The 23,429-nt window shown below is 58.7% G+C and carries 23 protein-coding genes; 22 read left to right on the forward strand and 1 reads right to left on the reverse strand.

Going from position 1 to position 23,429, the window contains the following annotated elements; translation table 11 throughout:
• The 20 genes from motC (at window position 1) to FHT86_RS19470 (ending at window position 19,499) form a co-directional block, all read left to right on the forward strand.
• Entirely contained in the window at window positions 1–1,305 is a 1,305-nt protein-coding gene (gene motC, locus FHT86_RS19375; protein WP_133708445.1) for a chemotaxis protein MotC, read from the forward strand.
• Window positions 1,306–1,307: 2 nt separating this feature from the next.
• Window positions 1,308–2,960, forward strand: coding sequence for a flagellar hook-length control protein FliK (locus FHT86_RS19380; RefSeq protein WP_133708446.1), 1,653 nt, complete (start codon window positions 1,308–1,310; stop codon window positions 2,958–2,960).
• Complete coding sequence (locus tag FHT86_RS19385) at window positions 2,908–3,495, forward strand: transglycosylase SLT domain-containing protein (RefSeq protein ID WP_133708447.1); 588 nt, start codon at window positions 2,908–2,910, stop codon at window positions 3,493–3,495. Before FHT86_RS19380 ends, FHT86_RS19385 begins: the two co-directional genes overlap by 53 nt.
• A gap of 280 nt (window positions 3,496–3,775) precedes the next feature.
• Window positions 3,776–4,447 carry a transcriptional activator Rem gene (rem, locus tag FHT86_RS19390; protein WP_133708448.1) on the forward strand — a complete coding sequence of 224 codons (672 nt, stop codon included), beginning with the start codon at window positions 3,776–3,778 and terminating at the stop codon, window positions 4,445–4,447.
• Between the two features lie 289 nt (window positions 4,448–4,736).
• Window positions 4,737–6,050, forward strand: a complete 1,314-nt coding sequence (locus tag FHT86_RS19395) for a flagellar hook protein FlgE (RefSeq protein ID WP_133708449.1) — start codon at window positions 4,737–4,739, stop codon at window positions 6,048–6,050.
• A 27-nt stretch (window positions 6,051–6,077) separates the two neighbouring features.
• On the forward strand, window positions 6,078–7,577 hold the full coding sequence (flgK, locus tag FHT86_RS19400) for a flagellar hook-associated protein FlgK (protein WP_133708450.1): 1,500 nt from the start codon (window positions 6,078–6,080) through the stop codon (window positions 7,575–7,577).
• A 3-nt stretch (window positions 7,578–7,580) separates the two neighbouring features.
• Complete coding sequence (locus tag FHT86_RS19405) at window positions 7,581–8,639, forward strand: flagellar hook-associated family protein (RefSeq protein WP_133708451.1); 1,059 nt, start codon at window positions 7,581–7,583, stop codon at window positions 8,637–8,639.
• A gap of 37 nt (window positions 8,640–8,676) precedes the next feature.
• Window positions 8,677–9,024 (forward strand): flagellar biosynthesis regulator FlaF, encoded by a 348-nt coding sequence (gene flaF / locus FHT86_RS19410; protein ID WP_133708452.1) that lies wholly within the window; start codon window positions 8,677–8,679, stop codon window positions 9,022–9,024.
• Window positions 9,021–9,470: a flagellar biosynthesis repressor FlbT gene (flbT, locus tag FHT86_RS19415; RefSeq protein WP_133708453.1), complete on the forward strand. Its 450-nt coding sequence runs from the start codon at window positions 9,021–9,023 to the stop codon at window positions 9,468–9,470. Before flaF ends, flbT begins: the two co-directional genes overlap by 4 nt.
• A complete protein-coding gene (flgD, locus tag FHT86_RS19420; RefSeq protein ID WP_133708454.1) occupies window positions 9,461–9,970 on the forward strand; it encodes a flagellar hook assembly protein FlgD in 510 nt (169 codons plus the stop codon). The genes flbT and flgD overlap by 10 nt, the downstream gene beginning before the upstream one ends.
• A 31-nt stretch (window positions 9,971–10,001) precedes the next feature.
• Window positions 10,002–10,268, forward strand: a complete 267-nt coding sequence (fliQ, locus tag FHT86_RS19425; protein WP_028751226.1) for a flagellar biosynthesis protein FliQ — start codon at window positions 10,002–10,004, stop codon at window positions 10,266–10,268.
• A gap of 160 nt (window positions 10,269–10,428) precedes the next feature.
• A complete protein-coding gene (gene flhA, locus FHT86_RS19430) occupies window positions 10,429–12,516 on the forward strand; it encodes a flagellar biosynthesis protein FlhA (protein WP_133708455.1) in 2,088 nt (695 codons plus the stop codon).
• Window positions 12,513–13,265: a flagellar biosynthetic protein FliR gene (gene fliR / locus FHT86_RS19435; protein WP_133708456.1), complete on the forward strand. Its 753-nt coding sequence runs from the start codon at window positions 12,513–12,515 to the stop codon at window positions 13,263–13,265. The genes flhA and fliR overlap by 4 nt, the downstream gene beginning before the upstream one ends.
• A gap of 18 nt (window positions 13,266–13,283) precedes the next feature.
• A complete protein-coding gene (locus FHT86_RS19440) occupies window positions 13,284–13,703 on the forward strand; it encodes a hypothetical protein (RefSeq protein ID WP_133708457.1) in 420 nt (139 codons plus the stop codon).
• A 132-nt stretch (window positions 13,704–13,835) separates the two neighbouring features.
• Entirely contained in the window at window positions 13,836–14,432 is a 597-nt protein-coding gene (locus FHT86_RS19445; protein WP_133708458.1) for a rod-binding protein, read from the forward strand.
• 14 nt (window positions 14,433–14,446) lie between these two features.
• Window positions 14,447–14,815, forward strand: a complete 369-nt coding sequence (locus FHT86_RS19450; RefSeq protein ID WP_133708459.1) for a hypothetical protein — start codon at window positions 14,447–14,449, stop codon at window positions 14,813–14,815.
• Window positions 14,812–15,348: a hypothetical protein gene (locus FHT86_RS19455; RefSeq protein WP_133708460.1), complete on the forward strand. Its 537-nt coding sequence runs from the start codon at window positions 14,812–14,814 to the stop codon at window positions 15,346–15,348. Before FHT86_RS19450 ends, FHT86_RS19455 begins: the two co-directional genes overlap by 4 nt.
• A 253-nt stretch (window positions 15,349–15,601) precedes the next feature.
• Entirely contained in the window at window positions 15,602–16,444 is an 843-nt protein-coding gene (locus tag FHT86_RS19460; protein WP_133708461.1) for a WecB/TagA/CpsF family glycosyltransferase, read from the forward strand.
• Between the two features lie 100 nt (window positions 16,445–16,544).
• Window positions 16,545–18,482 carry a succinoglycan biosynthesis protein exop gene (locus FHT86_RS19465; protein WP_133708462.1) on the forward strand — a complete coding sequence of 646 codons (1,938 nt, stop codon included), beginning with the start codon at window positions 16,545–16,547 and terminating at the stop codon, window positions 18,480–18,482.
• Between the two features lie 117 nt (window positions 18,483–18,599).
• Window positions 18,600–19,499: a bifunctional methylenetetrahydrofolate dehydrogenase/methenyltetrahydrofolate cyclohydrolase gene (locus FHT86_RS19470; protein WP_133708463.1), complete on the forward strand. Its 900-nt coding sequence runs from the start codon at window positions 18,600–18,602 to the stop codon at window positions 19,497–19,499.
• A gap of 85 nt (window positions 19,500–19,584) precedes the next feature.
• Here the strand turns inward: FHT86_RS19470 and FHT86_RS19475 are convergent, their stop codons facing one another.
• On the reverse strand, window positions 19,585–20,610 hold the full coding sequence (locus FHT86_RS19475; RefSeq protein ID WP_133708464.1) for a LacI family DNA-binding transcriptional regulator: 1,026 nt from the start codon (window positions 20,608–20,610) through the stop codon (window positions 19,585–19,587).
• A 309-nt stretch (window positions 20,611–20,919) separates the two neighbouring features.
• Between FHT86_RS19475 and FHT86_RS19480 the strand changes: the two genes are divergently transcribed.
• Entirely contained in the window at window positions 20,920–22,281 is a 1,362-nt protein-coding gene (locus FHT86_RS19480; protein ID WP_133708465.1) for an ABC transporter substrate-binding protein, read from the forward strand.
• A 131-nt stretch (window positions 22,282–22,412) separates the two neighbouring features.
• Window positions 22,413–23,429 carry a carbohydrate ABC transporter permease gene (locus FHT86_RS19485; RefSeq protein ID WP_133708466.1) on the forward strand — a complete coding sequence of 339 codons (1,017 nt, stop codon included), beginning with the start codon at window positions 22,413–22,415 and terminating at the stop codon, window positions 23,427–23,429.

Raw genomic sequence — 23,429 nt, forward strand, 5'->3', positions numbered from 1 at the left:
ATGGCGCGCATCCAGCATCGTCATAGCCTCGCGCTCGCTTTGACCCTCGGCATGTTCATGCCGGGGATCGTACGTGCTGACGGTCCGGACAGCTTGTCGCCCTATAAGATGCTGCGCTCGCTCGAATTCATCCAGGATTCCGTGGTTGCGGGCGATAGCTCGGCTGGTGAGATGCAGCGTTTCATGCTGTCGACCATCGACGAGCGCCTGCGCACCGCCGATACGTCGGTCTTCGACGACAGCCGCAATGTCGATGCAGCGTTGATCTATGCGATGAGCGGCGGCAATCCGGCAACGCTGGAATATCTGATGTCGCGCGACGTCAACGGCAATTTCGACAATCGCGTTGCCGATGTCCTGAGGAAATATTTGAACGGCAAAGGGCTGCTGGTGGTCAACACGCTTGCCGACATTGCCAAGGAATATCGCGACAAGAAAATCGGCCCCTATCTCTCGCTGGTTGCAGCCAATGTTATGTCCGCCAAGAACCCAAAGGCGGCCCTTAAGCTTTATGACTGGGCGCGCCTGACGTCGCCGGGCACTATCGTCGAGGAATCGGCGCTGCGTCGTTCCCTCGCTCTCTGTAGCGACACCGGCATGGTGCCCCAGGGCCTCGACTATGCAGAGCGCTATACGAGGCGCTTCCTGCATTCGCCCTATGCAAGCCAGTTCGCTGACCTCTTCGTGCAGCTCGTGGTTGATCATGACGCTGACGTCAAGCAAGAGGACATTATCGATATCCTGTCCTTCATGGACCCGCCGCGGCAGCGCGAAATCTATCTGCGCATGGCGCGTCGCGCTGCGATCGCCGGCAAGGCCGATCTCGCTGCACTCGCTTCCGGGCGTGCCCAGGCGATATCCAATGACGGCAGCGACGCGTTCGGCGCGCTGGCGAGCTTTTATGGCGGCGTCGCCGGCGTTTCGACGCCCGATTTGGGGGCGGCGGTCCGCAATATAGACCAGATGCCCGCCGGCGAATTAAACGAACAGGATCGCGCCCTGCGCGACGCTGCAAAGATGGTGGCAGACGAGATCCTGCGTGCTCCGGATCCGGCAAGGCTGACGCAAGTCTCACCCCTTAATGTGCCTAATCAAGAAAATACTGAACACGATGCTGCTGTGACGAACCAACCTGGGGCCCAGTCCCCTGGCACGGCGGGTGTTGAGGAGGGAGCCACCGCAAAGGCGGCTCACACCCCGGAGGAAGGGAGGCAGGAGGCCGACTCTTCATTCAACGCATTCGTCACGACGAGCCGCTCGAAGCTTGACGCCATCGACGGCCTGTTGAAGCAGGAAAGTCATTGATCATGATGGATATCGGTATCTCCAGTGCCCCACCCGGGGCCGATCTGGTCGCTATTGGCAAAGGCGGGCGTTCTGCCAAGCAGGATGACAGTGACGGCAAAGGGTTTCTGGACGCACTGACCAGTTCGCTTGGCAACGGGCGCAAATCCGACACGGCCGCCAAGGGCGATGCGGACACAGCCGATGCGGCGACCGGGACTGATACCAAAACAGATGCGGATAAGGTGAAAGGTTCGGCGGGCGATCCAACAGCGATTGCTCCAGCCGAGGATGACAGCACCAACACCGTAAGCGGCATGAGAGATCCGTCGGCAACCAATATCGCCAATCTCGCTGAACTGGCCAAGGGAACCAAGCAGCCTGGGGGAGCTAAGTTTCCGCAGGGGACAGATGCGGCAAATCTTTCGAAATCGCTGATGGGTCTTCAAAATCCGGCCCCGGCAGATCAAGCACCTGCCGATAAGGCTCTGGCGACCAATCCGGCCGGCAATACGGATGCGACCCAAGTCCAGGCCCAGGGCCAGTCTCAGACCTCGGATCAGCTCGATGATATCGCGCAACAATTGGCGGACGCGATTGCCGGCAATCAGCCTGTGCAGAATGATGGCGACGGCAAAGCGCAGACGCCGGTAGTCAAGACCGGTAAGCCTGCGTCAGCCACCGACGATGGTAAGTCCTCGGTGACGCAGGGCGCTCAAGCCAGCGGTGCAGCATCGGACGCGCTGTCGCTTCTGAATGTCCCACAGACGGCCAGCACGGTCGCGGTTGCACCGCAGAGCGTTGCGAATGTGTTTGCCGGTGCCGACGTGAAGACGCAGGCAGAGCCGGATCAGTCTTTGCCGAAACTCGCGAATGTGGCGCTGAAGGACACGTCAGCAAACGCCACGGATACCAACCCGACACCTACGGGTACTGGCGACGATACCACCACGGCACAGACCTTCCGGTTCGTGCGCGCCGACGGACGCGGCGGGTCGCTCGACATGTCGATCAGCAAAGGCAGCGACGACACGGCACAGGTCGACGTCAAGGCATCGGGAAGCGGTAATGCGGAGACTGTCACGGTGCTCGATTCCCGCCGCTATCTCGGTCTTGCAGCCAATTCCAACGCGACGCTTGTCACCGGCGCCCTTGCGGGAGACGGGGAGTGGTCGGGTGCGATGCAGCCGGGTTCCGCTCTCTCCAATGCTGCGAGCTGGACAAGCACCGGCAAGGTCGTCAATACGCTTAAGATCCAACTGCATCCCAACGATCTCGGCGAAGTCACCGCCACCATGCGGCTTTCGGGCGATCAGTTGAGTGTCGATCTCAAAGTGCAGACCAGCGAAGCCTATCGGCAGCTCCACGCCGATCAGAGCCATATGGTCGACGCATTGCGCGCCCAGGGTTATCAGGTAGACTCTATCACTGTGACCCTGGCCTCGAGCGCGGATCAGCAATCGGATAGCGGCAAGCAATCCGGCTTCCAGGGGCAGTCCCAACAGCAATCCTTAATGAATCAGGGGCAGGGTGGGGACGCGCGACCGAAGGGACAGAGCTATTCAGGGCAGCAGGCAAATGGTAATGACGGCAATCGCAGCTCGGGCGAACGCGGCACGGAAGATGGCGCTGCTAGCATTGCTCAGCGCCTGCGCTCTGGCGACGTTTACCTCTGACGCCCTTGCCTCTGCGAACGGAGCTCCGCCTGATACCGGTGCCGCCGGCCTCTGTGAGCGCGAAATCCAGTCTGCTGCGGCGAAATACGGGATACCGGAGGGGATCCTTTATTCGGTCGGCTTGACGGAGACCGGGCGCAAGGGCTCGCTCTATCCCTATGCTCTCAATATAGAAGGTAAGCCGGTCTTTCCATCTTCCGAAAACGCCGCTTTGCAGACCTTCGTCGCAGCGAAACAAAGCGGGGCGAAGCTGATCGACATCGGCTGCATGCAAATCAACCAGTATTTTCACGGCGAAAATTTTGCCTCGGTTGCTGATATGTTCGACCCGCATCGCAATGTCGAATACGCCGCCAAGTTCCTCCGCGACCTTCATGACAGGCATGAAACCTGGACGATGGCGGTAGCAAGATACCATGCCGGCCCAAACAATGACCCCGCCCAGAAGGTCTATGTCTGCCGTGTCATCGCCAATCTGGTTGCCACCGGATACGGAAAATGGACGCCCAATGCGGCGGCTTTTTGCCAGAATTGAACTAACTAAAAGTTGTATTTCGCTCAGCGTGCGTCACCGCTAACCCTTTTGGCATGGTTGACAACATACGAATGCCATGAACTACTTATATTCATAATATACTAACTAACTACTTTTTTATCGGTGTAAATCGAAGAGCACCCACTACATCTAGTGCAAATCGCCCCCCAAATCTTAATCAATTGTTAATTCCCGTCACTCATTTCCGACAGTTGTTCGTGATTCGCGCGATTCGTACCCATAGTCCATCGAAACACCACACTGATTCGGAGGCGGACGAATGATCGTAGTGGTTGATGAGCGTGAGCTCGTTAAGGACGGCTATACTTCTCTCTTTGGGCGCGAGGGCATCCCGTCTACGGGGTTTGACCCCCGGGAATTCGGCGAATGGGTCACGACTGCTGCGGACGGCGATATTGCCGCGGTCGAAGCATTTCTGATCGGACAGGGACAACATGTGCACGAATTGCCTCGGGCGATTCGTGACCGGTCGTTGGCCCCCGTCATTGCTGTCAGTGATCAGCCCTCATTGGAATCGACACTGGCGCTCTTCGACTGCGGCGTCGACGATGTCGTGCGAAAGCCGGTGCATCCGCGTGAAATCCTGGCTAGGGCTGCTGCGATCCGCCGGAGGCTGAAGGCGATCACCAGCTACACCGACATCGGTCAGATCCGAGTCTTCGCCGATGGCCGTGACCCGGAGATCAACGGCGATGTCTTCGCCCTGCCGCGGCGCGAACGGCGCATCCTGGAATATTTGATTTCCAACCGCGGTCGCCGGGTCACCAAGACGCAGATCTTCAACGCGATCTACGGCATCTTCGACGAAGAAGTCGAAGAGAATGTCGTCGAAAGCCATATTTCCAAGCTGCGCAAGAAGTTGCGCAAGAAGCTCGGTTTCGATCCGGTCGATTCCAAGCGCTTCCTTGGCTACTGCATCGATTGGAATTGATGCTTCAATCAGGATTTGGCGTAGCAACGCCCGAACCCCGCGTGTAATTCCCTCCCAGAATTCCTCCCAATTCCCAGAATTATACGCGGGCCCCGAACATCGATCGCGATGTTCGGATGCGAAGGTGTGCCAATTCTTGCTGTTACTGCGCCCCTTAATCGCTTCATAGGACGCGTCGCAGTAATCTTCGAAAAGCTGCTTCATGACGACCGGCTTTTCCTCTTTTCAGACAGCTTCACGCAAGGCCCACCCCCTACTCTCAGCCTTACGAGGAAAACGAGGATTCCAGATGAGCATTTTCGGCAGCATGAAAACCGCGGTTTCAGGGATGAATGCCCAGGCGAACCGTTTGGGCACTGTTTCTGACAACATCGCCAACGCCAACACCACCGGCTACAAGGAAGCATCGACGAGCTTTTCCTCCCTCGTCCTGCCTTCTTCGAACGGCAGCTACAATTCCGGCGGCGTCGAGACGACGGTTCACTACGCGATTTCGCAGCAGGGTGACGTATCCTATACGACGTCGAACACGGACCTCGCGATCCAGGGCAACGGCTTCTTCGTCGTCCAGGGTGCATCGGGACAAACTTTTCTGACTCGCGCGGGTGATTTTTCGCCGGATGATCAGGGCAATCTGGTCAATTCTGCCGGCTTCACGTTGATGGGCTATCCCTATGGTTCCGGCTCGCCATCCGTGGTCGTCAATGGCTTCAGTGGCCTGGTGCCGATCAATGTCAGCCAGAATGGCGTCACTGCAATCGCGTCGTCGCAAGGCTCCCTGGAAGGCAACCTCGATTCCAACTCCGCGCTGCCGGACGCGAGTGACTCGCTGCCTTCCGACAACGCGTCGGACGGCTCGACGACCGCCAACTACAAGAAGACGTCGATCATTGCCTATGACAGTCAGGGCAACGCGATTACCTACGACGTCTACTTCACCAAGACCGCCGACGGCGACCCCGCAGCGGGCACGCCCGATACCTGGGACGTGGCCGTCTTCAATCAAGCTGATGCTGCAACCGGCGATTCGCCGTTCCCCTATTCCTCCGGTCCAGTGACCTCGGGAACGATGAATTTCGATTCGGACGGCAATTTGATCAGCAGCGGCGGCGACGAGGGTACGATTACCGCGAGCTCGCCTCTGACGCTTACCAATGGCAGCCAAACGATCAGCTTGGACATGTCGGGCTTCACTCAGGTTGCCACCGACTTTAACGCGACCGGCAAGATGAACGGCCAGGCGCCGAACCCCGTGACGGACGTTAAGATCGACAAGGACGGCACGGTAACCGCACAGTACAAGGATGGATCCAGCAAGTCGCTTTATCGCGTTCCGCTGGCAACGGTGGCCAGCCCCGACAATCTGACGCTCGAAAGTGGCAACGTCTATTCTGCCAATGGTCAGTCCGGCGTTACGGTCACCGGTTTCCCGCAGACCGGCGGCTTTGGCTATATCCAATCGGGTGCGCTGGAAGAGTCCAACGTCGACCTCGCCAGCGAGCTGACGAACATGATCGAAGCGCAGAAAAGCTACACCGCAAATTCCAAGGTGTTTCAGGCTGGTTCCGACCTTCTGGACGTTCTCGTCAACCTGCAACGTTAATTAGCACGATAGGGTACCGGGCCAGCCATGTCGCTCACAACAGCACTCAATAACGCGCAAGCGATATTCAACAATACCGGCACGCAAAGCAGTGTCGTATCGAACAATATCGCCAATGCCGGCAACGCGGACTACACCCGCCGCCAGGCGATGTTGACGACGGACATGGCTGGCGCGCAGGTCGTACAGATCGCCCGCGCCAACGAACCGTCCTTGCAGAAAGCATTCCTGGGCAGCACGTCGGATGACGCCGCTCAGCAACGCCTGCTGCAGGGCTACGAAGATATTCAATCCGGAACGATCGGCGGCAACGATAACGAGATCGCGCCGTCCACCTACCTTGCTGCCTTGCAAACGGCAATGCAGACCTTCGCCGGTTCGCCGGCCAGCACCACCGCGGCGCAATCTGCCATCAACGCCGCCCAGGACCTTGCAAATTCGCTGAACAACGCCACCACGGCCGTCAACGGAATACGCACGGACGCCGACAACGAAATCAGCTCGGATGTCGATTCGCTGAACAGTCTGCTGCAGCAGTTCCAGCAGGCAAACGATTCGGTCAAGACCGCGACCGCGAACGCCGGTCCCACGTCCTCGGCGCTGTCAGACGCTCTCGACCAGCGCGATTCAGTGCTGAAGCAGATTTCTCAGATCGTCGGCGTCACCACGGTGACACGCGACAACGGCGATATGGCGCTCTACACCACCGGCGGCGCGACGCTATTCGAAACGACAGCGCGCTCGGTAACGTTCACGCCGACGAATTCCTACACGGATGGTACTGTCGGCAACAACGTCTATATCGACGGCGTGGCGCTCGAGCCTGGTCAGGGGGCGGATACGACGGCGCAGGGCAGTCTTCAGGCGGCGCTGCAGGTGCGGGATGATGTCGCTCCGACCTACCAGAAGCAGCTCGATGAAATCGCGCGCGGCTTGGTGACGATGTTTTCGGAGAAGAACCAGGCTGACCCCACCCAACCTGCGCTGCCCGGCCTCTTCACCTGGAGCGGCGGTGACGTGCCCACGGATGCCACCGCCGTCGCCGGCATGGCAGGTACGATTGCGGTCAATCCGAAGCTGATCACGTCGCAGGGTGGCGATCCGACGTTGCTGCGTGACGGCGGCATCAACAACGACCCTTCCGGCACTCCTCCGGACACGAGCTATACCGTCAATACCAGCGGCGATAGCGGCTATTCCGATCTGCTCGACTCCTACGTCACGGGCATGGATACGAAGATGGACTTCGATCCCAACGCCGGCTCCGACACGACGGCAAGCATCATGGATTACGCGTCCGATTCGATCGGCTGGCTGGAAGACCAGCGCAGCTCGGCAACGACGGCAGGGGAAAATACCTCTGCGGCGCTGTCGCGTTCATCGGAGGTCTATTCAAACCAGACCGGTGTCAACCTCGACGAAGAGCTGACGCTGATGATGGACATCGAGCAATCCTACAAGGCGGGAACGAAGATATTGAACGCCGTGAACGAGATGCTTCAATCGGTACTGGATATTGCGAGCTAAGTCATGAAACTTTCCTTCATATCAAGCGCAGCCATTCAGAACGCTATGCGCCAGACGATCCGTCAGGCGCAGAATGAGATGACGGATGCTTCGACCGAGGCGACGACCGGCGTCTATGCCGATATCGGCGTTGCGCTGGGTAGCAACACCGCACTCAGCGTCAACCTCACCCGGGAAGTAACGCGCATCGATTCATTGCTCGGCAGCAACTCGATTGCCGACCAGCGCATGTCGTCGTCGCAGACGGCGCTGGGCGACATGTCGAGCCAGGCACAGAAGCTGATGGACCAACTGGTGGCGCTGCGCGGCAACACCGATGGCAGCAGCGTGTCGCTGACGCAGCAGACGGCAAGTGCGACGCTTTCCAGCTTCGTCTCCGATGCCAATACGATGGTCAACGGGGAATATCTCTTCGCCGGAACCAATACCGACGTGCAGCCGATAAACGACAATACAGCCAACGCAACTGCGACTATCCAGGCGGCGTTGACGCAATATGCCAGCGATAACGGCACGACCGTCGACCAACTCACCGGCGACCAGATGAAGGATTTCATCACCACCACGGTCGAGCCGATGTTCACTTCGGACACCGCTTCTCCGCCTGACAACTGGGCAAGCTGGTCGAACGCTTCGGATCAGAACATGTCGAGCCGCATTAGCAACTCGGAAGTGATCGATTCCTCGACCAACGCCAATGAACCGGGCATGCGCTACCTGGCGCTCGCAACTACCGTCGTCAATTCGTTGATGGATCCGACATTGAACTTGAGCCAGGACGCGTTGAATGCAGTCAATGATCAGGCCACAAGCTATACGCGTCAGGCGATCGACGGGATCAACGATCAGTCGAGTCAGCTCGGCCTGTCGCAATCGCGTCTGACCGATGCCAACACATCGCTGAACGCGCAGAAAGACATCATTAACACTAATATCGGTGATCTTACCGGGGTTGATCCTTATGAGGCCTCGACCAAGGTCAATAGCCTCGAAACTCAGCTTGAGACAGCCTATACTATCGTCTCCAAGATACAGCAGCTGAGCCTTGTAAATTACCTTTGATGATCAAAGGGATGTAATGACCAGGAAGGATGCATGAATGTATCAGTTCTCATATGCGGAAGTCATGCAGGATGCAGTGGCCGACGCCAAAGAGCGAGAACGTCAAGTTCTGGACCGGTCGATAGCTCTTCTCTCCGCGGCCCGTGACAAGGGGAAGTACGGCCGCGAAGCGATCGAGGCGCTGTTCTACACACGACGTGTCTGGATCAGCTTTATCGAGGATCTGAAAAGTCCAGAGAACCAGCTTAACGTCGAACTGCGTGCCAATCTTATCTCCATCGCACTCTGGATCCTGAAGGAATGCGACAGGATCCGGAGGCGGCAGTCGGAAAATTATCAAGGCATCATCGATGTCACCACCATCATCAGGGATGGACTTAAATGAAAAGTACGCTTCGCATATCGCTTAAAGCCGGGGAAAGAATTTTCATCAACGGGGCCGTGCTGCGGGTTGACCGCAAGGTCGCCCTGGAATTCCTGAATGATGTGACCTTCCTGCTTGAGAACCACGTTCTCCAGCCGGAGGATGCGACCACGCCGCTGCGCCAGCTCTATTTCATCGCGCAGATGATCCTCATCAATCCGGAAGGCAAGGAACAATCGACGGCAATGTTCCGCAAGTCGATCGTCATGCTGCTCTCATGCTTCCGTAACGAGGAAGTGCTGGCTGAGCTGAAGCGCATCGACGGCCTCGTGGCTACCGGCCGCGCCTTCGACGCATTGAAGGCGATCCGCGGCCTCTATCCGATCGAAGACAACATTCTTCACAACCAGGAAATGCCGGCAGCGACGATCGAGCACATTCGCCGGGAGATTGCGCCGTGGCGGTAGATCCGGTCAGTCAGATCAGCAGCAACAACAATAGCAGCTCGAGTAATGCTGCAGCGGCATCGGCGAGCGCCAGCCTGAACTATAACGACTTCCTCCAGCTCCTCATCGCCCAGATGAAGACGCAGGACCCGACCGACCCGATGGATGCCAGCCAGCAGATTTCGCAGCTCGCCAGCTTCTCTCAGGTCGAACAACAGATCCAGACGAACTCGCACCTGGAAACGGTGCTGCAGAACCAATGGATTTCGCAGGCATCGGACTATATCGGCAAACAGATCATGAGTGCCGACGGCACGGTGACCGGCACCATCAAGGAAGTAAGCGTCTATTCGGACGGTATTATCGCGGAAACCGATGCAGGCGACAAAGTCCTGCTGCAGGCCGGCGTTACAGTCGCTCCCGCGGGAACGACGATTGATCCGCCGCCAGCGTCGGATAATAGTGACAGTAGCGATTCGTCTAACAACAGCGATAGTACTGACCCGACTAGCGGCTCATGAGGAGCCGGCTGAACTAAAGGATGAAGATATCATGAATGAAGCCGATGCATTGGATATCTTCCAGGCGGCGATCTGGACGGTGCTCGTCTCATCCGGCCCGGCAGTTCTTGCAGCCATGATCGTCGGCCTGGTCATCGCCTTGATCCAGGCGCTGACCCAAGTGCAGGAGGCCACATTGACCTTCGTGCCAAAGATCGTCGCCGTTATGGTGACCGTCGGCATCACGGCGCCCTTCGTCGGCTCGCAGATCTCGATCTTCACCAACCTCGTCTTCTCCCGAATCCAGTCGGGTTTCTAGGACGTGATCCCGAAGAGCGTGAAACGGTTTTCGGGAAGAGATCACGTCCAGCGACAAGCGCGAGGCCATTCTCGCGCAAGCTTCGCCTTTTAATGATCTGACCGAATAGGGCAAACGGGTCAGCCGTTTGCCCCCTCTCATGAAGAGACGGAACCGGTCGATGGCGCAACCACCCGCATTAGCACTTCCCAAAGCCAATCCCAGCGTTCGTGATATCGGGTTTGCCCTCGGTATCATGGTCATCCTCTGCGTGCTGTTCCTGCCGATCCCGCCATTCCTCATCGACATGGGTCTGGCCTTTTCGATCGCGCTCTCGGTGCTGATCCTGATGGTGGCACTGTGGATCAAGAAGCCGCTTGAATTCTCATCCTTCCCGACCATCCTGCTGATCGCCACCATGACGCGTCTGTCGCTGAACATTGCGACGACACGCGTCATCCTCTCGCATGGCTATGAGGGGCATGATGCGGCTGGCGGTGTGATTGCGGGCTTTTCCAGTCTGGTGATGTCCGGCGATTTCGTCATCGGTCTGATCGTCTTCATGATCCTGATCACCATCAATTTCATCGTCATCACCAAGGGTGCGACGCGTATCGCTGAAGTCGGCGCGCGTTTCACCCTCGATGCTATTCCCGGCAAGCAGATGGCGATTGACGCCGATCTGTCGGCCGGCCTGATCGACGAAAAGGAAGCACAGCGGCGGCGCAAGGAACTGGAAGAGGAAAGCTCTTTCTTCGGCGCCATGGACGGTGCCTCGAAATTCGTGCGCGGCGATGCCGTCGCCGGCCTGCTCATCACCTGCATCAATATCTTCGGCGGCATCATTATCGGTTATTTCCGCCATGGCATGCAGATCGGCCAGGCGGCTGACGTTTTCGTCAAGCTCTCAGTCGGTGACGGTCTGGTGTCGCAGATGCCGGCGCTCATCGTCTCGCTCGCTGCCGGCCTTCTCGTTTCGCGCGGCGGCACCGCCGGCTCCACCGATCAGGCGGTTATCAATCAGCTGAGCGGCTATCCTCGCGCGCTCGCCGTCTCTGCGATCCTCATGGGCATCCTGGCCGTCATGCCGGGCATGCCATTCGTTCCCTTCCTCCTCCTCGGCGGCCTGATGGCAACCGGCGCCTGGCTCATTCCTCGGCAGGTCGAAGCTGAAAATAAGCTTCGTCGCGACGCTGAGGAAAAGAAGGTGATGCAGACGAAGGAAATGGAGAAGGATTCGGTCAAGTCGGTTCTGACGACCTCGGAAATCGAACTGGCGCTTGGCAAGATCGTTTCGACCCGGCTGCTCGGGGCGCATCAGGAGCTGGCTTTCCGTGTCGGCAAGATGCGCAAGAAATTCGCGACGCAATACGGTTTCGTGGTGCCGGAAATCAAGGTGACCGACGACATCGCCATTGCCGACAAGTCCTATCAGATCCGTATCCATGGCACGACTGTCGCTTCCAACATTCTACGGGTCGGCGAAGTGCTCGTCGTGACCGGCTCAGGCCGCAAGCCGACCGTTCCGGGCGACGAGATCCGCGAGCCCGCCTTCGGCATGCCCGCCGTCTCCGTCCTTGAAGCCTTTACCGAGGATTTGAAGCGCGAAGGCTTCCAGCCGATCGACAATGTCTCCGTGGTGTTGACCCACATGAGCGAAGTCATCCGCAACAACTTGCCGGCACTGCTCTCCTATAAGGACGTGAAGATCCTGATCGATCGCCTCGATCCGGAATACAAGAAACTCGCTGACGAGATCTGCTCGTCACATATGTCCTATTCTGGCTTGCAGGCCGTGCTGAAGCTCCTGCTTGCCGAGCGCGTCTCGATCCGCAACCTGCATCTTATTCTGGAAGCAGTGGCCGAACTCGCGCCGCATGTACGCAAGACCGAACAGATCGTCGAACATGTGCGCGTGCGCATGGCGCAGCAGCTCTGCGGCGACCTGGCCGATAACGGCGTGCTGCGCGTTCTGCGCCTCGGCAGCAAATGGGACCTGATCTTCCATCAGGCGCTGAAGCGTGACCAGAAGGGCGAAATCGTCGAGTTCGACATCGATCCGCGCAACCTCGAAGAATTCAGCGAGCAGGCGGGCAAAGTTATCCGTGAATACATGGACCGCGGCATGCCCTTCGTGCTTGTCACATCGCCGGAAACGCGCTCCTATGTGCGCATGATCATCGAACGCCTGTTCGCGACCCTGCCGGTTTTGTCGCATGTGGAATTGGCCAAGGGGATCGAGATCAAGATTCTAGGTTCCATTTCATGATATCCGACCCCCAGGGCACCATTCTGGCGTTGTTTCTCGCCTTCTGCCGCATCGGCGGCTGCATGATGGTGCTACCGGGGTTTTCGTCAGGCCGCGTGCCGCCGCAGATTCGGCTGCTCCTTTCGGCTGCGCTCTCGATGGCGATCCTGCCGCTTCTCTGGGACACGATCTATCCGGAGGTGTCCAAAAGCGGCGCCACCTACATTGGTCTGATCTTCAGCGAAACGGTGATCGGCCTGATGTACGGCATGATGGCACGGCTCTATACGCTCGGGCTGCAATTTGCCGGCACCGTCATATCGATGCTGATCGGCTTCAATGCTCCGGGCGGCATGGACATCATCGAGGAATCGAACGAGACGTCTCTCACCAGCATGATCAGCTTCTGCGGACTGATGATGCTGTTCATTCTGGACTTCCACCACTACGTCCTGCAGGCGCTGGTTGATTCCTATTCCGTCGTCCCCTTCGGCGGCCATATCGATGCGCGCACCTCGCTGGTATCGGTGACGGACACGCTGGAATCGACCTTTTTCATCATGTTGCGGCTGGCGAGCCCTTTTCTGCTTTACGGTCTGATGTTCCAGATTTCGATCGGCTTCATCAACAAGCTTGCGCCGCAGATTCCGATCTATTTTATCTCCACACCCTATCTGCTGATGGGCGGGCTGTTCATGCTCTATCTCAGTATAGCGGCGATGATCAGCCAGTTCGCCGATGCCTTCCTCGGCGTCTTTAACGGGCATTAGCGGGGCGAGGCGAAAGCTGTGGCAGAAAAAAACCGATCCGAAAAATTGAAGCGCCTCGTCGCCGTACAGCGCCATCTTGAGCGGATAGCGGAAAACGAGCTTGCGGATACGACCCGCCAGCGCAACGAGGTCAGCCAGTCGATGGAAAAGCTGATCGATGCGATCAGCTCGGCCGATCCGGTGCATATGGTGTTTTCGGTCCAATACGCCGAGCGCTATGCCCGCCTGACGCTCAAGGATCAGCAGCTCGACGGCATCCAGAAGCTGATCGAAACGAAGGTCCTGCAAGAGCGCACCAAGGCCGATCGGTTGGAAGATCATATGATGGACGCTCGCGAGTTGGAAACGCGCGAGGCGGACGACAATGCTGTCTATGATATCATCGATCAGCGCTTCGCGGACGCCACGCCAGCCTCCAGCAAGGTTCAAAAACCATAATCACCACGATCTTAGAACAAGGTGGCGTATCGTCGAATGGCCGCCTTGCTCTAACCGTTCGATCCGGCATGACCTTGCTCGATGGTTGCTTCACGCGTCCCGGGATCATGCTTTAGTGAAAGGAAACGTGACGTGGCTATTTCGCCTCCGAGTGATTTGGTCCTGGATGTCGTCCAGGCCGCCAATCCAGCCGACGTGCAGGCGGCCCAGGAGAAGCTCGCGGCCAACAGGGCTGCCTTCGCCGCTACCAGCCTCGCGGAAAACGGCAATGGTTTCGGCTCCACCGTGGACGCGCTTAACAGCGCCGCAACACAGGCCGGCCTGAGCAATGCCAATACGCATACCGCGCCGACGAAAGTTCCGCAGGTCTATCGCAAGTTCGAAGCCATGGTGCTGCAGAATTTCGTAAAGAACATGCTGCCGAACAGCGAAACACTCTATGGCAAGGGCTCCGCCGGCGAAATCTGGAAGGGCATGATGGCCGAGCAGCTCGGCAATACCATCGCCAAGAACGGCGGCGTCGGCATAGCCGAGAAAATGTATCAGGAACAGGTTTCCAAGATGCGCAACACCGGCGCCATCAACTCGGCGACCAATGAGAACGACAAGAAGATGGCCCTGAGCGCAATCACCGATTTCCAGCGAAAGACACTCGCCGCAGCCGATACCAATGGTGACAGCGATACGACGGTCACCAATCAAGACACGCTGACGTCCAAGAAAGTATGAGCGGGGGGAAAAACATGGAAGTAATTTCGAACGACTACCGGATCAAGACGGTCCTTGGCCGCCTGGAGATGATCATCGACAACGAAAATAGCCGGATCGGCACCGATCCGGAATTCGATCTCAAGGTTTCGAATGCTCACAAGAGCCGCTGCCTCTACGAATTGTCGATGCTGTTTCGCGATACCAATCCGGCCGAACTCGCCGTCACCCATATCGAGCAGTTGCACGGACTGAAGAAGAAGCTGGTCTTGAACGCGCGTCGCGTCGAAGCCCATCTCGAAGCCGTTCGAGCCGTCGCCGATATCCTGAAGAATGCGGTGCAGAACGCGGATGCGGATGGCACCTATTCGCAGGAGCAATTCCGCGTTCGTGAGGCCGGATGATCAAGCTCGTCCTCACCGGCCTCTGGGTCTGCGCCGTAACGCTGGCTTCGGTCTATTTTTCGGTGCAGATGGCGACGGCGCCCGCGACCAATCCTGACGACGCCAAGAAGGCGCAGCAGGAATTCGTCAAGGGCGAATCGATCAACGTCCCCGTTATCGCCAACGGCCAGGTGAGCGGCTATTTCATCACCCGTATCTCCTTCATGATGGAGAAGGGCAAGGCGAGCCAGCTACAGACGCCGCTGACGGAATTGACGACGGACGAACTCTATTCATTGCTGGTGGGCAATAAGGCGATCGACATCGCCCATACAGCCAACTTCGATGTTGCGAGCTTCCGCAGCGACATCAAGAAGAACATGAACGAACGCCTTGGCGGCGATTACGTCGCCGATGTTCTGGTCGAACAGCTCGACTACCTCTCCAAGGATGAGATCAACAACGGCGGCGGTGCCGGCAAGAAAACCGTCAAGCCCGTAAAGATCGTCCAGGGCGATCCGACGCCGGACATGGTGCCGAAGGCCGCGGAGTAGGCTTGTTGAACCCCGTGATGGCCGCTCCGGTTACGGAGCGGCCTGCTACGTCCGTCGCCCGAAACAGCGTTAACAAAACCCTGCTTCCCTTCCGCAATTCCGATCGATTTTCCTAACGGAAGCTTGGGATCGCCTTGTTATAAGCACCATCAGCGACGTTTCCGATGTCACCGATTGGACAGGCGGTGGAGGATCTGCGTCGAGAAATTTGCCGGCGTCGGGCGTATGAAGCGTCTGCGGCAGGAGGTCTTGGGTGAATCTGGTCGCAAATTTTGCCGTGCTCGCTTCGCGTCGAATGATTTTCGACTTGCCGGTCTGCGACCTCAATTGGGAAGATGCACTGACCTTCATCAACGAGCTGGCGTCCCTTCCGGTCGGCCAGACCGTCATCTCCTTCGTCAACGCCCACAACATGCTGCTTATGCTGAACGACGGAGGTTATCGCGACGTACTGGCGCAAAACCTTATCCTGCCCGATGGCGTCGGCCTGGATATAGCCTCGCGGGTTGCCCATGGCGTCTCCTTTCCGGCCAATTTGAACGGCACCGATTTCGTGCCGGCTCTGCTGACCTTCATGGAGCGACCGAAGCGTATCGGCCTGATCGGTGGTCGCCGCGATGTTATTGAAAAGGCTGCGGAAAATTTCCGCAAGCATGCACCGTGGCATGAGTTCATCGTCATTGCGGACGGCTATTTCGATAAGGCGCAAAGCAATCTGATCACCGCGGAGGTCGGTCGTCAGAATATCGATGTGCTGGTCGTCGGCATGGGGACGCCGCTGCAGGAAAAATGGGTTGCTGAGCATATCGATGCGCAGCATGCCCGGCTGGTGCTGACGGTCGGTGCGCTTTTCGATTTCGTCTCGGGCACAGTGCCGCGTGCTCCGGCTCTGATGCGCGCACTGCGCTTTGAATGGATGTACCGTCTGCTCCAGGAGCCGAGCAGGCTGTGGCGGCGTTACATGCTCGGCGTACCGCTCTTCCTTTATCAGGTCATCCGACATCAGTTCGGCCGAAAGGAGCGCATTCTGCGTGCCACCGAGCCACAGTCCGCGCCTCTGCTGCAGCTTCCTTCGCGCGACAAGCTTGCCGGCTGATCGCTTTCGCGACGGCTGTTAACCTTTTCTTTGCCATGAAAATTTAGAGTGGGTTAACCATCTGCATCGGTCGCTGACCATGCGCGCGAGATAACCCGCCATGTTCGAAAGCAAGGCCAGGACCAGACCTCACCCCGATGATGCGGAAGCCTTCGAGGCCGCCCGCGGCACCGGGCGCCATGCCTATTTCAATCGCGGGAAGGATGGCTATCTCATTGCAGCCAATATCCAGACGGCCGATCGCCAAGCTGGGAGCGATGCGGAATTGCTGGCCGTCATCCAAAAGATGCTGGACGGCGACCACTATCCTGTCTCTGGGCAGAAAAAATCCGCAGTGGCCGAGGCCAAAGAAGCTCAGCCGTTGCCCGATCGCATCCGCGGCATCCTGCAAAACCGTCCCATCGTTCGCGAAATGATCGTTGATCGGCAGCCGGAGCCGATCGTCGATCAATCATTGGTCTCTCCCCGTATTGAAGACACCGGGATCGACCTTTCGCTTCTGGTCGATTCGCCAGCCGTTTCAACGATCGCGCCCTTGCCCCATCGTAGCTGGACGTTCGGGCTCGGCTCCATAGCCTTCGTCATCGTCGCCTCGATGGCAGGCGCGTTCATTCCAACAATGTTGCCGGCTCCACCGCGTTATGTCTCTCACACCACGCTGCAGATAGAAGGGCAGGGGGCCGCGCGACAAGCGCTTCTGGATGTTACTGCCAAACGCATCGTCGCGCCGTCCTTGCTTTCCGATCTCGTCGCCAGACTGAAACTCGACCGCGATCCGGAATTTACCGGCGATCAGGCCGGCGCGTTCGGTGTTGCTGTGGAATTGCTGTCCGGCAATGGCAACGCTTCCGATGCGCCCTCGCGCGCGCAGGCCGAACTTCGCAAAGACGTCACCGTCACCACGGATCTGCCGAGCGGCACCTTGCATCTCGCCGTCGCCACAGCCAATCCCGCAAGATCGGCCGAGATCGCCAACCGCCTGGCCGATGCGACGATTTACGACGCCACCGCCGCGCAAGGTGCGGCCCTGGTTGGCAAAGCCAGCCCGCCTGCCGACCGGCGCCTGACGGACCTCGATCAGGCCAAGGCCGCCTTAGCCGATTTCAAGGCGCAATATGGTGACGACAAGATCGAGGCGGCGCTGGATCTTCAGCAGCAGCGCCAGCAGTTGGATGGCGAGATCAAAGCCTCCGAAGCCGCAGTACAAAGCGCGAAGGCCCGTGTCTTGGCCGCCAAGTCCGCCACGGCTGCCAGCGTCATGAGTGGCGCGCTGTCGGGCGATCTGTCGTCTGCCGGTCTCGATGATGTGCGCAACCGCTACAGCGCTGCAAAGGTTGTGCTGTCCCAACTGTCGACGCAGCTCGGCCCTCGCCATCCCCGTCTGCTGGCGCAGCAGGTGACGGTCGACACCCTGGCTGCCGATATCCGCAACCAGCTCCAGCGTCTGGTCGCCAACAGCGATGCGACCCTGAAAGATGCAACTGAGAACCGGACGACACTCACAGCGCGAATGACTGCTCTCACCCAGAAAAGCATCGATGTCGACATGGCCCGCCTGGTCCAGTTGCAGGACGAGGTTGCGGCGGCCCAGAGGCGCTATGATGCCGATCTGCAAGACACAGATACGGCTGCGCCCGAAGTCGAGGTGCCGATCGCCGTTATCGCTCCCGCCGTCGCCGCCAAGGCGCCGCTCGACGACAATCTTGCGGGCCGTCAGACCGCGGGTTTCCTGATGGGCCTCGGTGCGGCGCTTAGCCTGGTTTTCCTGCGAAAATGGATGGGTGGGGCGCCGCTTCCGGAGGATCAGACAGCTGGGCGCATCATAGTGCACGAACCGGTTTTCAATCACGACGCCGAGCCGGCCCCGCTGCCGCGACCGATGCCCGACCTGCCGCAACCTCGCTTCGATGTCACCATTCCCGTTGCCAATGATCGACCCGTCGTCACGGGGGAGCTGATACAGGTCCAGCGCGAACTGGCGCAATTGCGCGCGAAAGTGGAGACTTATGCTTCGCGCCGGCAGACGGTGCGCGACTGACCTTGCGGCCGATTTCTCCTTGCAATTACCGCTTTCAGACACCATAGGGCGTTGGCAGGCAAATCAGCCGGGCTGAAGGCTTGTAGATTGCCGCCGAAATTATACCGGGAGATAGGCGTGACGACTGTGATCGATGGCAAGCAGGTGGCTGCTTCGGTAATTGATGCGGTGAAGACGGCGACCGCAGCACTGGAAAAGGACACGGGTGTGAAGACCGGCCTGGCCGTCGTCATCGTCGGCGACGATCCGGCCAGCCACACCTATGTCGGGGCCAAGGGCCGCATGGCCAAGGAATGCGGCTTCACCTCCATCCAGCACACGCTGCCGGCCGAGACGACGCAGGACGAGCTGGCAAGGCTGGTGGCCTCGCTGAACGAGGATGCGTCCATCCACGGCATCCTGGTGCAGCTGCCGCTGCCGAAACATTTGAACTCGGAGGCGATCATCCAGTCGATCCGGCCGGACAAGGATGTCGACGGCCTTCATGTCATCAATGCCGGCAAGCTGGCCACCGGCGATCTCGCCACCGGGCTGATCTCCTGCACGCCGGCCGGCGCCATGTTGTTGGTGCGCCGTGTGCATGGCGAGGACCTGTCGGGTCTTACCGCCGTCGTCATCGGCCGCTCGAACCTGTTCGGCAAGCCGATGGCGCAACTGCTGCTGCATGCCAATGCGACGGTGACGACGGCGCATTCGAAGACCAAGGACCTGCCGGCGGTTGCGCGCAGTGCCGATATCCTGGTGGCAGCGGTCGGCCGGCCGGAGATGGTCAAGGCGGATTGGGTCAAGCCCGGTGCCACCGTCATCGATGTCGGCATCAACCGCATTGCCGCACCGGACAAGGGTGAAGGCAAGACACGCCTTGTCGGCGATGTCGCCTTTGCCGAGGCGGCGGAAGTTGCTGCCGTCATCACGCCGGTGCCGGGCGGTGTCGGCCCGATGACCATCGCCATGCTGATGGCCAATACAGCCATTGCCGCACATCGTGCTGCCGGCAGGCCGGCGCCGAGGTTCTGACCGTTGGAGCATGATCCCGAACCGAAGGACCGCGCAGCGAAAAGTGTGCCGTGGTTTTCGGATGAGATCGTGCCAATTAAATGTGTTACTCGGCCGGCGCCACGCCGGTCGAGGCGCGCACGATCAGCTCGGTTTTCCAAAGTTCCTGCTCGGGAAATGTATCGAGTTGTTTGATCTCGCCGATCAGCCGCTCGGCGACGCGTACGCCCGCAGCGCGCAGCGACGAGCGCGTGGTCGTCAGCGGTACGGTGAAATTCTCCGGTTTCAGCAGCGTCAGCACATCGTCGTGGGCGATCAGCGAAATATCCTCGCCGAGCTTTAGTTTCGCTTGGTTGATGGCGCGCACCGCGCCGAGCGCCAGCACGGTGCTGGAACAGAGGATGGCGGTTGGCCGCTCGTCGAGCTGCAGGATGCGCTCCATGGCGAACAGGCCTTGTTCATCGGTCATCGCCGTATGGCTGACACAAGCTTCGTTCAGCGTCAGGCCGCGTTCGGCAAGCGCTGCGGTCACGCCGTTTTTCCGCCGGATGGCGAAATCGAGATAGATCGGGCCATTCAGCAGCGCAAAACGTTTGTGGCCAAGCTGCAGTAGCAGTTTCGTGGCGTCGTAGAAGGCCGCCTCGTTGTCGATGTCGAGATAGGGGTAATCCGGCTCCGTCCCAAAAGATCGTCCATGCACCAGGAAGGGTATGGACAATGATTTCAGCATTTCGAGGCGTGGATCATGGCCGCGCATATAGGTGATGAACAGCGCGTCGACATTACCGCTGGCGGCAAGTCGCTTCAGCGCACCGACTTCATCGTTCGGATCGGCCGGCGTCAGAACGAAATGGAAATCATGCCGCAACGCCTCTTCACCGAGGCCGGTCAGGAACTCGCTGAAATGCACGTCGGAGGGATGGCCGGGCGCCGTCGGCATGACCAGACCAATGGAGCCGGCCTTGCCGGTCGCCAGACGTTGCGCCGCCTTGTTGGGACGATAACCTGTTTCCCGAACCGCTTTGAGCACCCGCTCGCGGGTCTCGCGATTGACCTCCGGATATCCGTTCAAAGCACGGCTGACCGTGGTCTGCGACAGGCCTAACATTTGCGATAGCTGCTTCAGATTCACGTGGCTCCGCTCCTCCATTTGCCCATTATCAGTGGCGCGATAGCTTCCCCCCGCCATGTTACTGGCTTCCAAAGCGCTTTTGACTATGTAGCAGGCGACGCATTTGAAACAAGGTAATTTGCGAAATATTGATGCTCATTACATGCTGCATCGCGAGATTTAGGTGTATATTAGTCGAATTCACAAATTCGCTTGACTTTGCTCTGCCCGCAATGGAATGAGTGAGTAGCCAAAGCGCTTTGAGAAATGAGCGCGTAACACGCGGGATGTGTTCGGGCTCGTGGGATTTGTATTTGGGAGGACAACCACATGAAGAAATTGTTTTTGATGACCGTCGCCGTTGCAGCCTTGGCCGCCGGTACGGCAATGGCTGCCGATTTGAAGTTCCAGCCAGGCCAGGACTCCAAGTTCAACTGGAAGAGCTTTGACGATTTCAAGTCTGCCCATGCGGATTTGAAGGGCGAGACGCTGACCATCTTCGGACCATGGCGCGGCGAAGATGAAGCGCTCTTCACCAGCGTCCTGAATTATTTCACTGAGGCGACAGGCGTAAACGCCAAATATTCGTCCTCGGAAAACTACGAGCAGCAGATCGTTATCGACACGCAGGCCGGCTCTCCGCCGAACGTCGCGATCCTGCCGCAACCGGGCCTGCTCGCCAACCTTGCCAGCAAGGGCTATCTGACGCCGCTCGGCGACGATCTCGCTAACTGGGTCAAGACGAACTATGGCGCCGGCGATAGCTGGGTTGGCTACGGCACCTATAAGGGCAAGGACGGCAAGGACGCCTTCTACGCCTTCCCCTACAAGGCCGACCTGAAGTCGCTTGTCTGGTATGTGCCGGAAAATTTCGAAGAGGCCGGCTATAAGGTCCCCACGACCATGGAAGAGCTGATCCAGCTTTCCGATCAGATCGTCAAGGACGGCGGCACCCCCTGGTGCATCGGTCTCGGCTCCGGCGGCGCCACCGGCTGGCCGGCGACCGACTGGGTCGAAGACCTTATGCTGCGCACCGTATCGCCGAAGGACTATGACGGCTGGGTCGACAATAGCCTGAAGTTCAATGATCCCAAGGTCGTCAACGCCATCGATGAATTCGGCAAGTTCGCCAAGAACGCCAAATATGTCGCCGGCGGTGTCGCCGCCGTCGCTTCGACCGACTTCCGTGACAGCCCGAAGGGTCTCTTTGCGGTTCCGCCGAAGTGCTACATGCACAAGCAGGCTTCTTTCATCCCGTCGTTCTTCCCGGAGGGAACGAAGCTCGGCCAAGACGCCGACTTCTTCTACTTCCCGCCCTTTGCATCGCATCCGGAACTCGGCAAGCCGGTTCTCGGCGCCGGCACGCTGGCAACGATTACCAAGGACTCGAAGGCCGCTCGCGCCTTCATCGACTTCCTGCAGACGCCGATCGCCCAGGAAGTCTGGATGGCGCAGTCCGGCTTCCTGACCCCGTATAAGGGCGTCAACACGGCTGCCTATGCCAACGATACGCTGAAGAAGGAAGGCGAAATCCTGACGACCGCCACCACCTTCCGCTTCGACGGTTCCGACCTGATGCCGGGTAAGATCGGCGCGGGCGCATTCTGGACCGGCATGGTGGACTTCGTCGGCGGCAAGTCGGCTCAGGACTCCGCCGACGAAATTCAGAAGGCTTGGGACTCCATCAAGTAATCATAACATCGCTGTAGCGCGTCGCCGGTATCTCCCGGCGACGTCCTCTACCCTGTCGCGGCCGATGCCTTGGGGGGCGCCGACGCCGCCTGACGGGTGGCTTCAAAAAAGCAATAAATCGGGAGGGAAGGATGATTTCGCAGATATTGACGGCGGTTGGAGCCATGATATTTGGCGTTGCCGTTTGCGCCGCCTATTTTCTCTTTTCCAACAAGCTGCTGGACATAATTTTCCCGGCAAAAGAGGGTGGTGACGTTCACCGGGTCGCAGTCAATCTGCGTCGCCGAGGCCAGATCCGCCCCTGGCTTTTCCTCGGGCCGGCACTTTTCCTCCTCGCCGTCTACCTGATGTATCCGGTGGTTGCGACGCTCATCCTGTCCTTCTACGGTCCTGACGGCAATCAATTCGTCGGTGGTGCCAACTATGCGTGGGCCATCAACGACAACGAATTCCGCCAGTCGATCTTCAACAATATCCTCTGGCTCGCCGTGGTGCCGGCTGCCTGCACCTTCTTCGGTCTCGTTATCGCCGTTATGACCGATCGCATCTGGTGGGGTAACATCGCCAAGGCAGTCATCTTCATGCCGATGGCGATCTCCTTCGTCGGCGCATCGGTCATCTGGAAGTTCATCTATGAATATCGCGGCGGCACCGACACGCAGATCGGCTTGCTGAACGCGATCGTGCAGCTTTTCGGCGGCACCCCGGAAGTCTGGATCACCATCCCCTTCTGGAACAATTTCTTCCTGATGGTCATGCTGATCTGGATTCAGACCGGCTTCGCCATGGTCATCCTGTCGGCCGCCCTTCGTGGCATTCCTGAGGAAACCATTGAAGCGGCCGTCATCGACGGTGCCAATGGCTGGCAGATTTTCTGGAAGATCATGGTACCGCAGGTCTGGGGCACGATCGCCACCGTCTGGACCACCATCACCATCCTCGTTCTCAAGGTCTTCGATATCGTGCTCACCATGACCAATGGTCAGTGGAACACGATGGTCCTCGCAAACCTGATGTTCAACTGGTTGTTCCGCGGCGGCGGCGATTCCGGCCGAAGTGCCGTCATCGCCCTCGTCATCATGGTCGCCGTTACGCCGATCATGATCTGGAACATCCGTCGTGCAAACGCAGAAACGAAGGGTCGCTGA

Source organism: Rhizobium sp. BK313 (genome assembly GCF_014193655.1).
Taxonomy (GTDB): Bacteria; Pseudomonadota; Alphaproteobacteria; order Rhizobiales; family Rhizobiaceae; genus Rhizobium.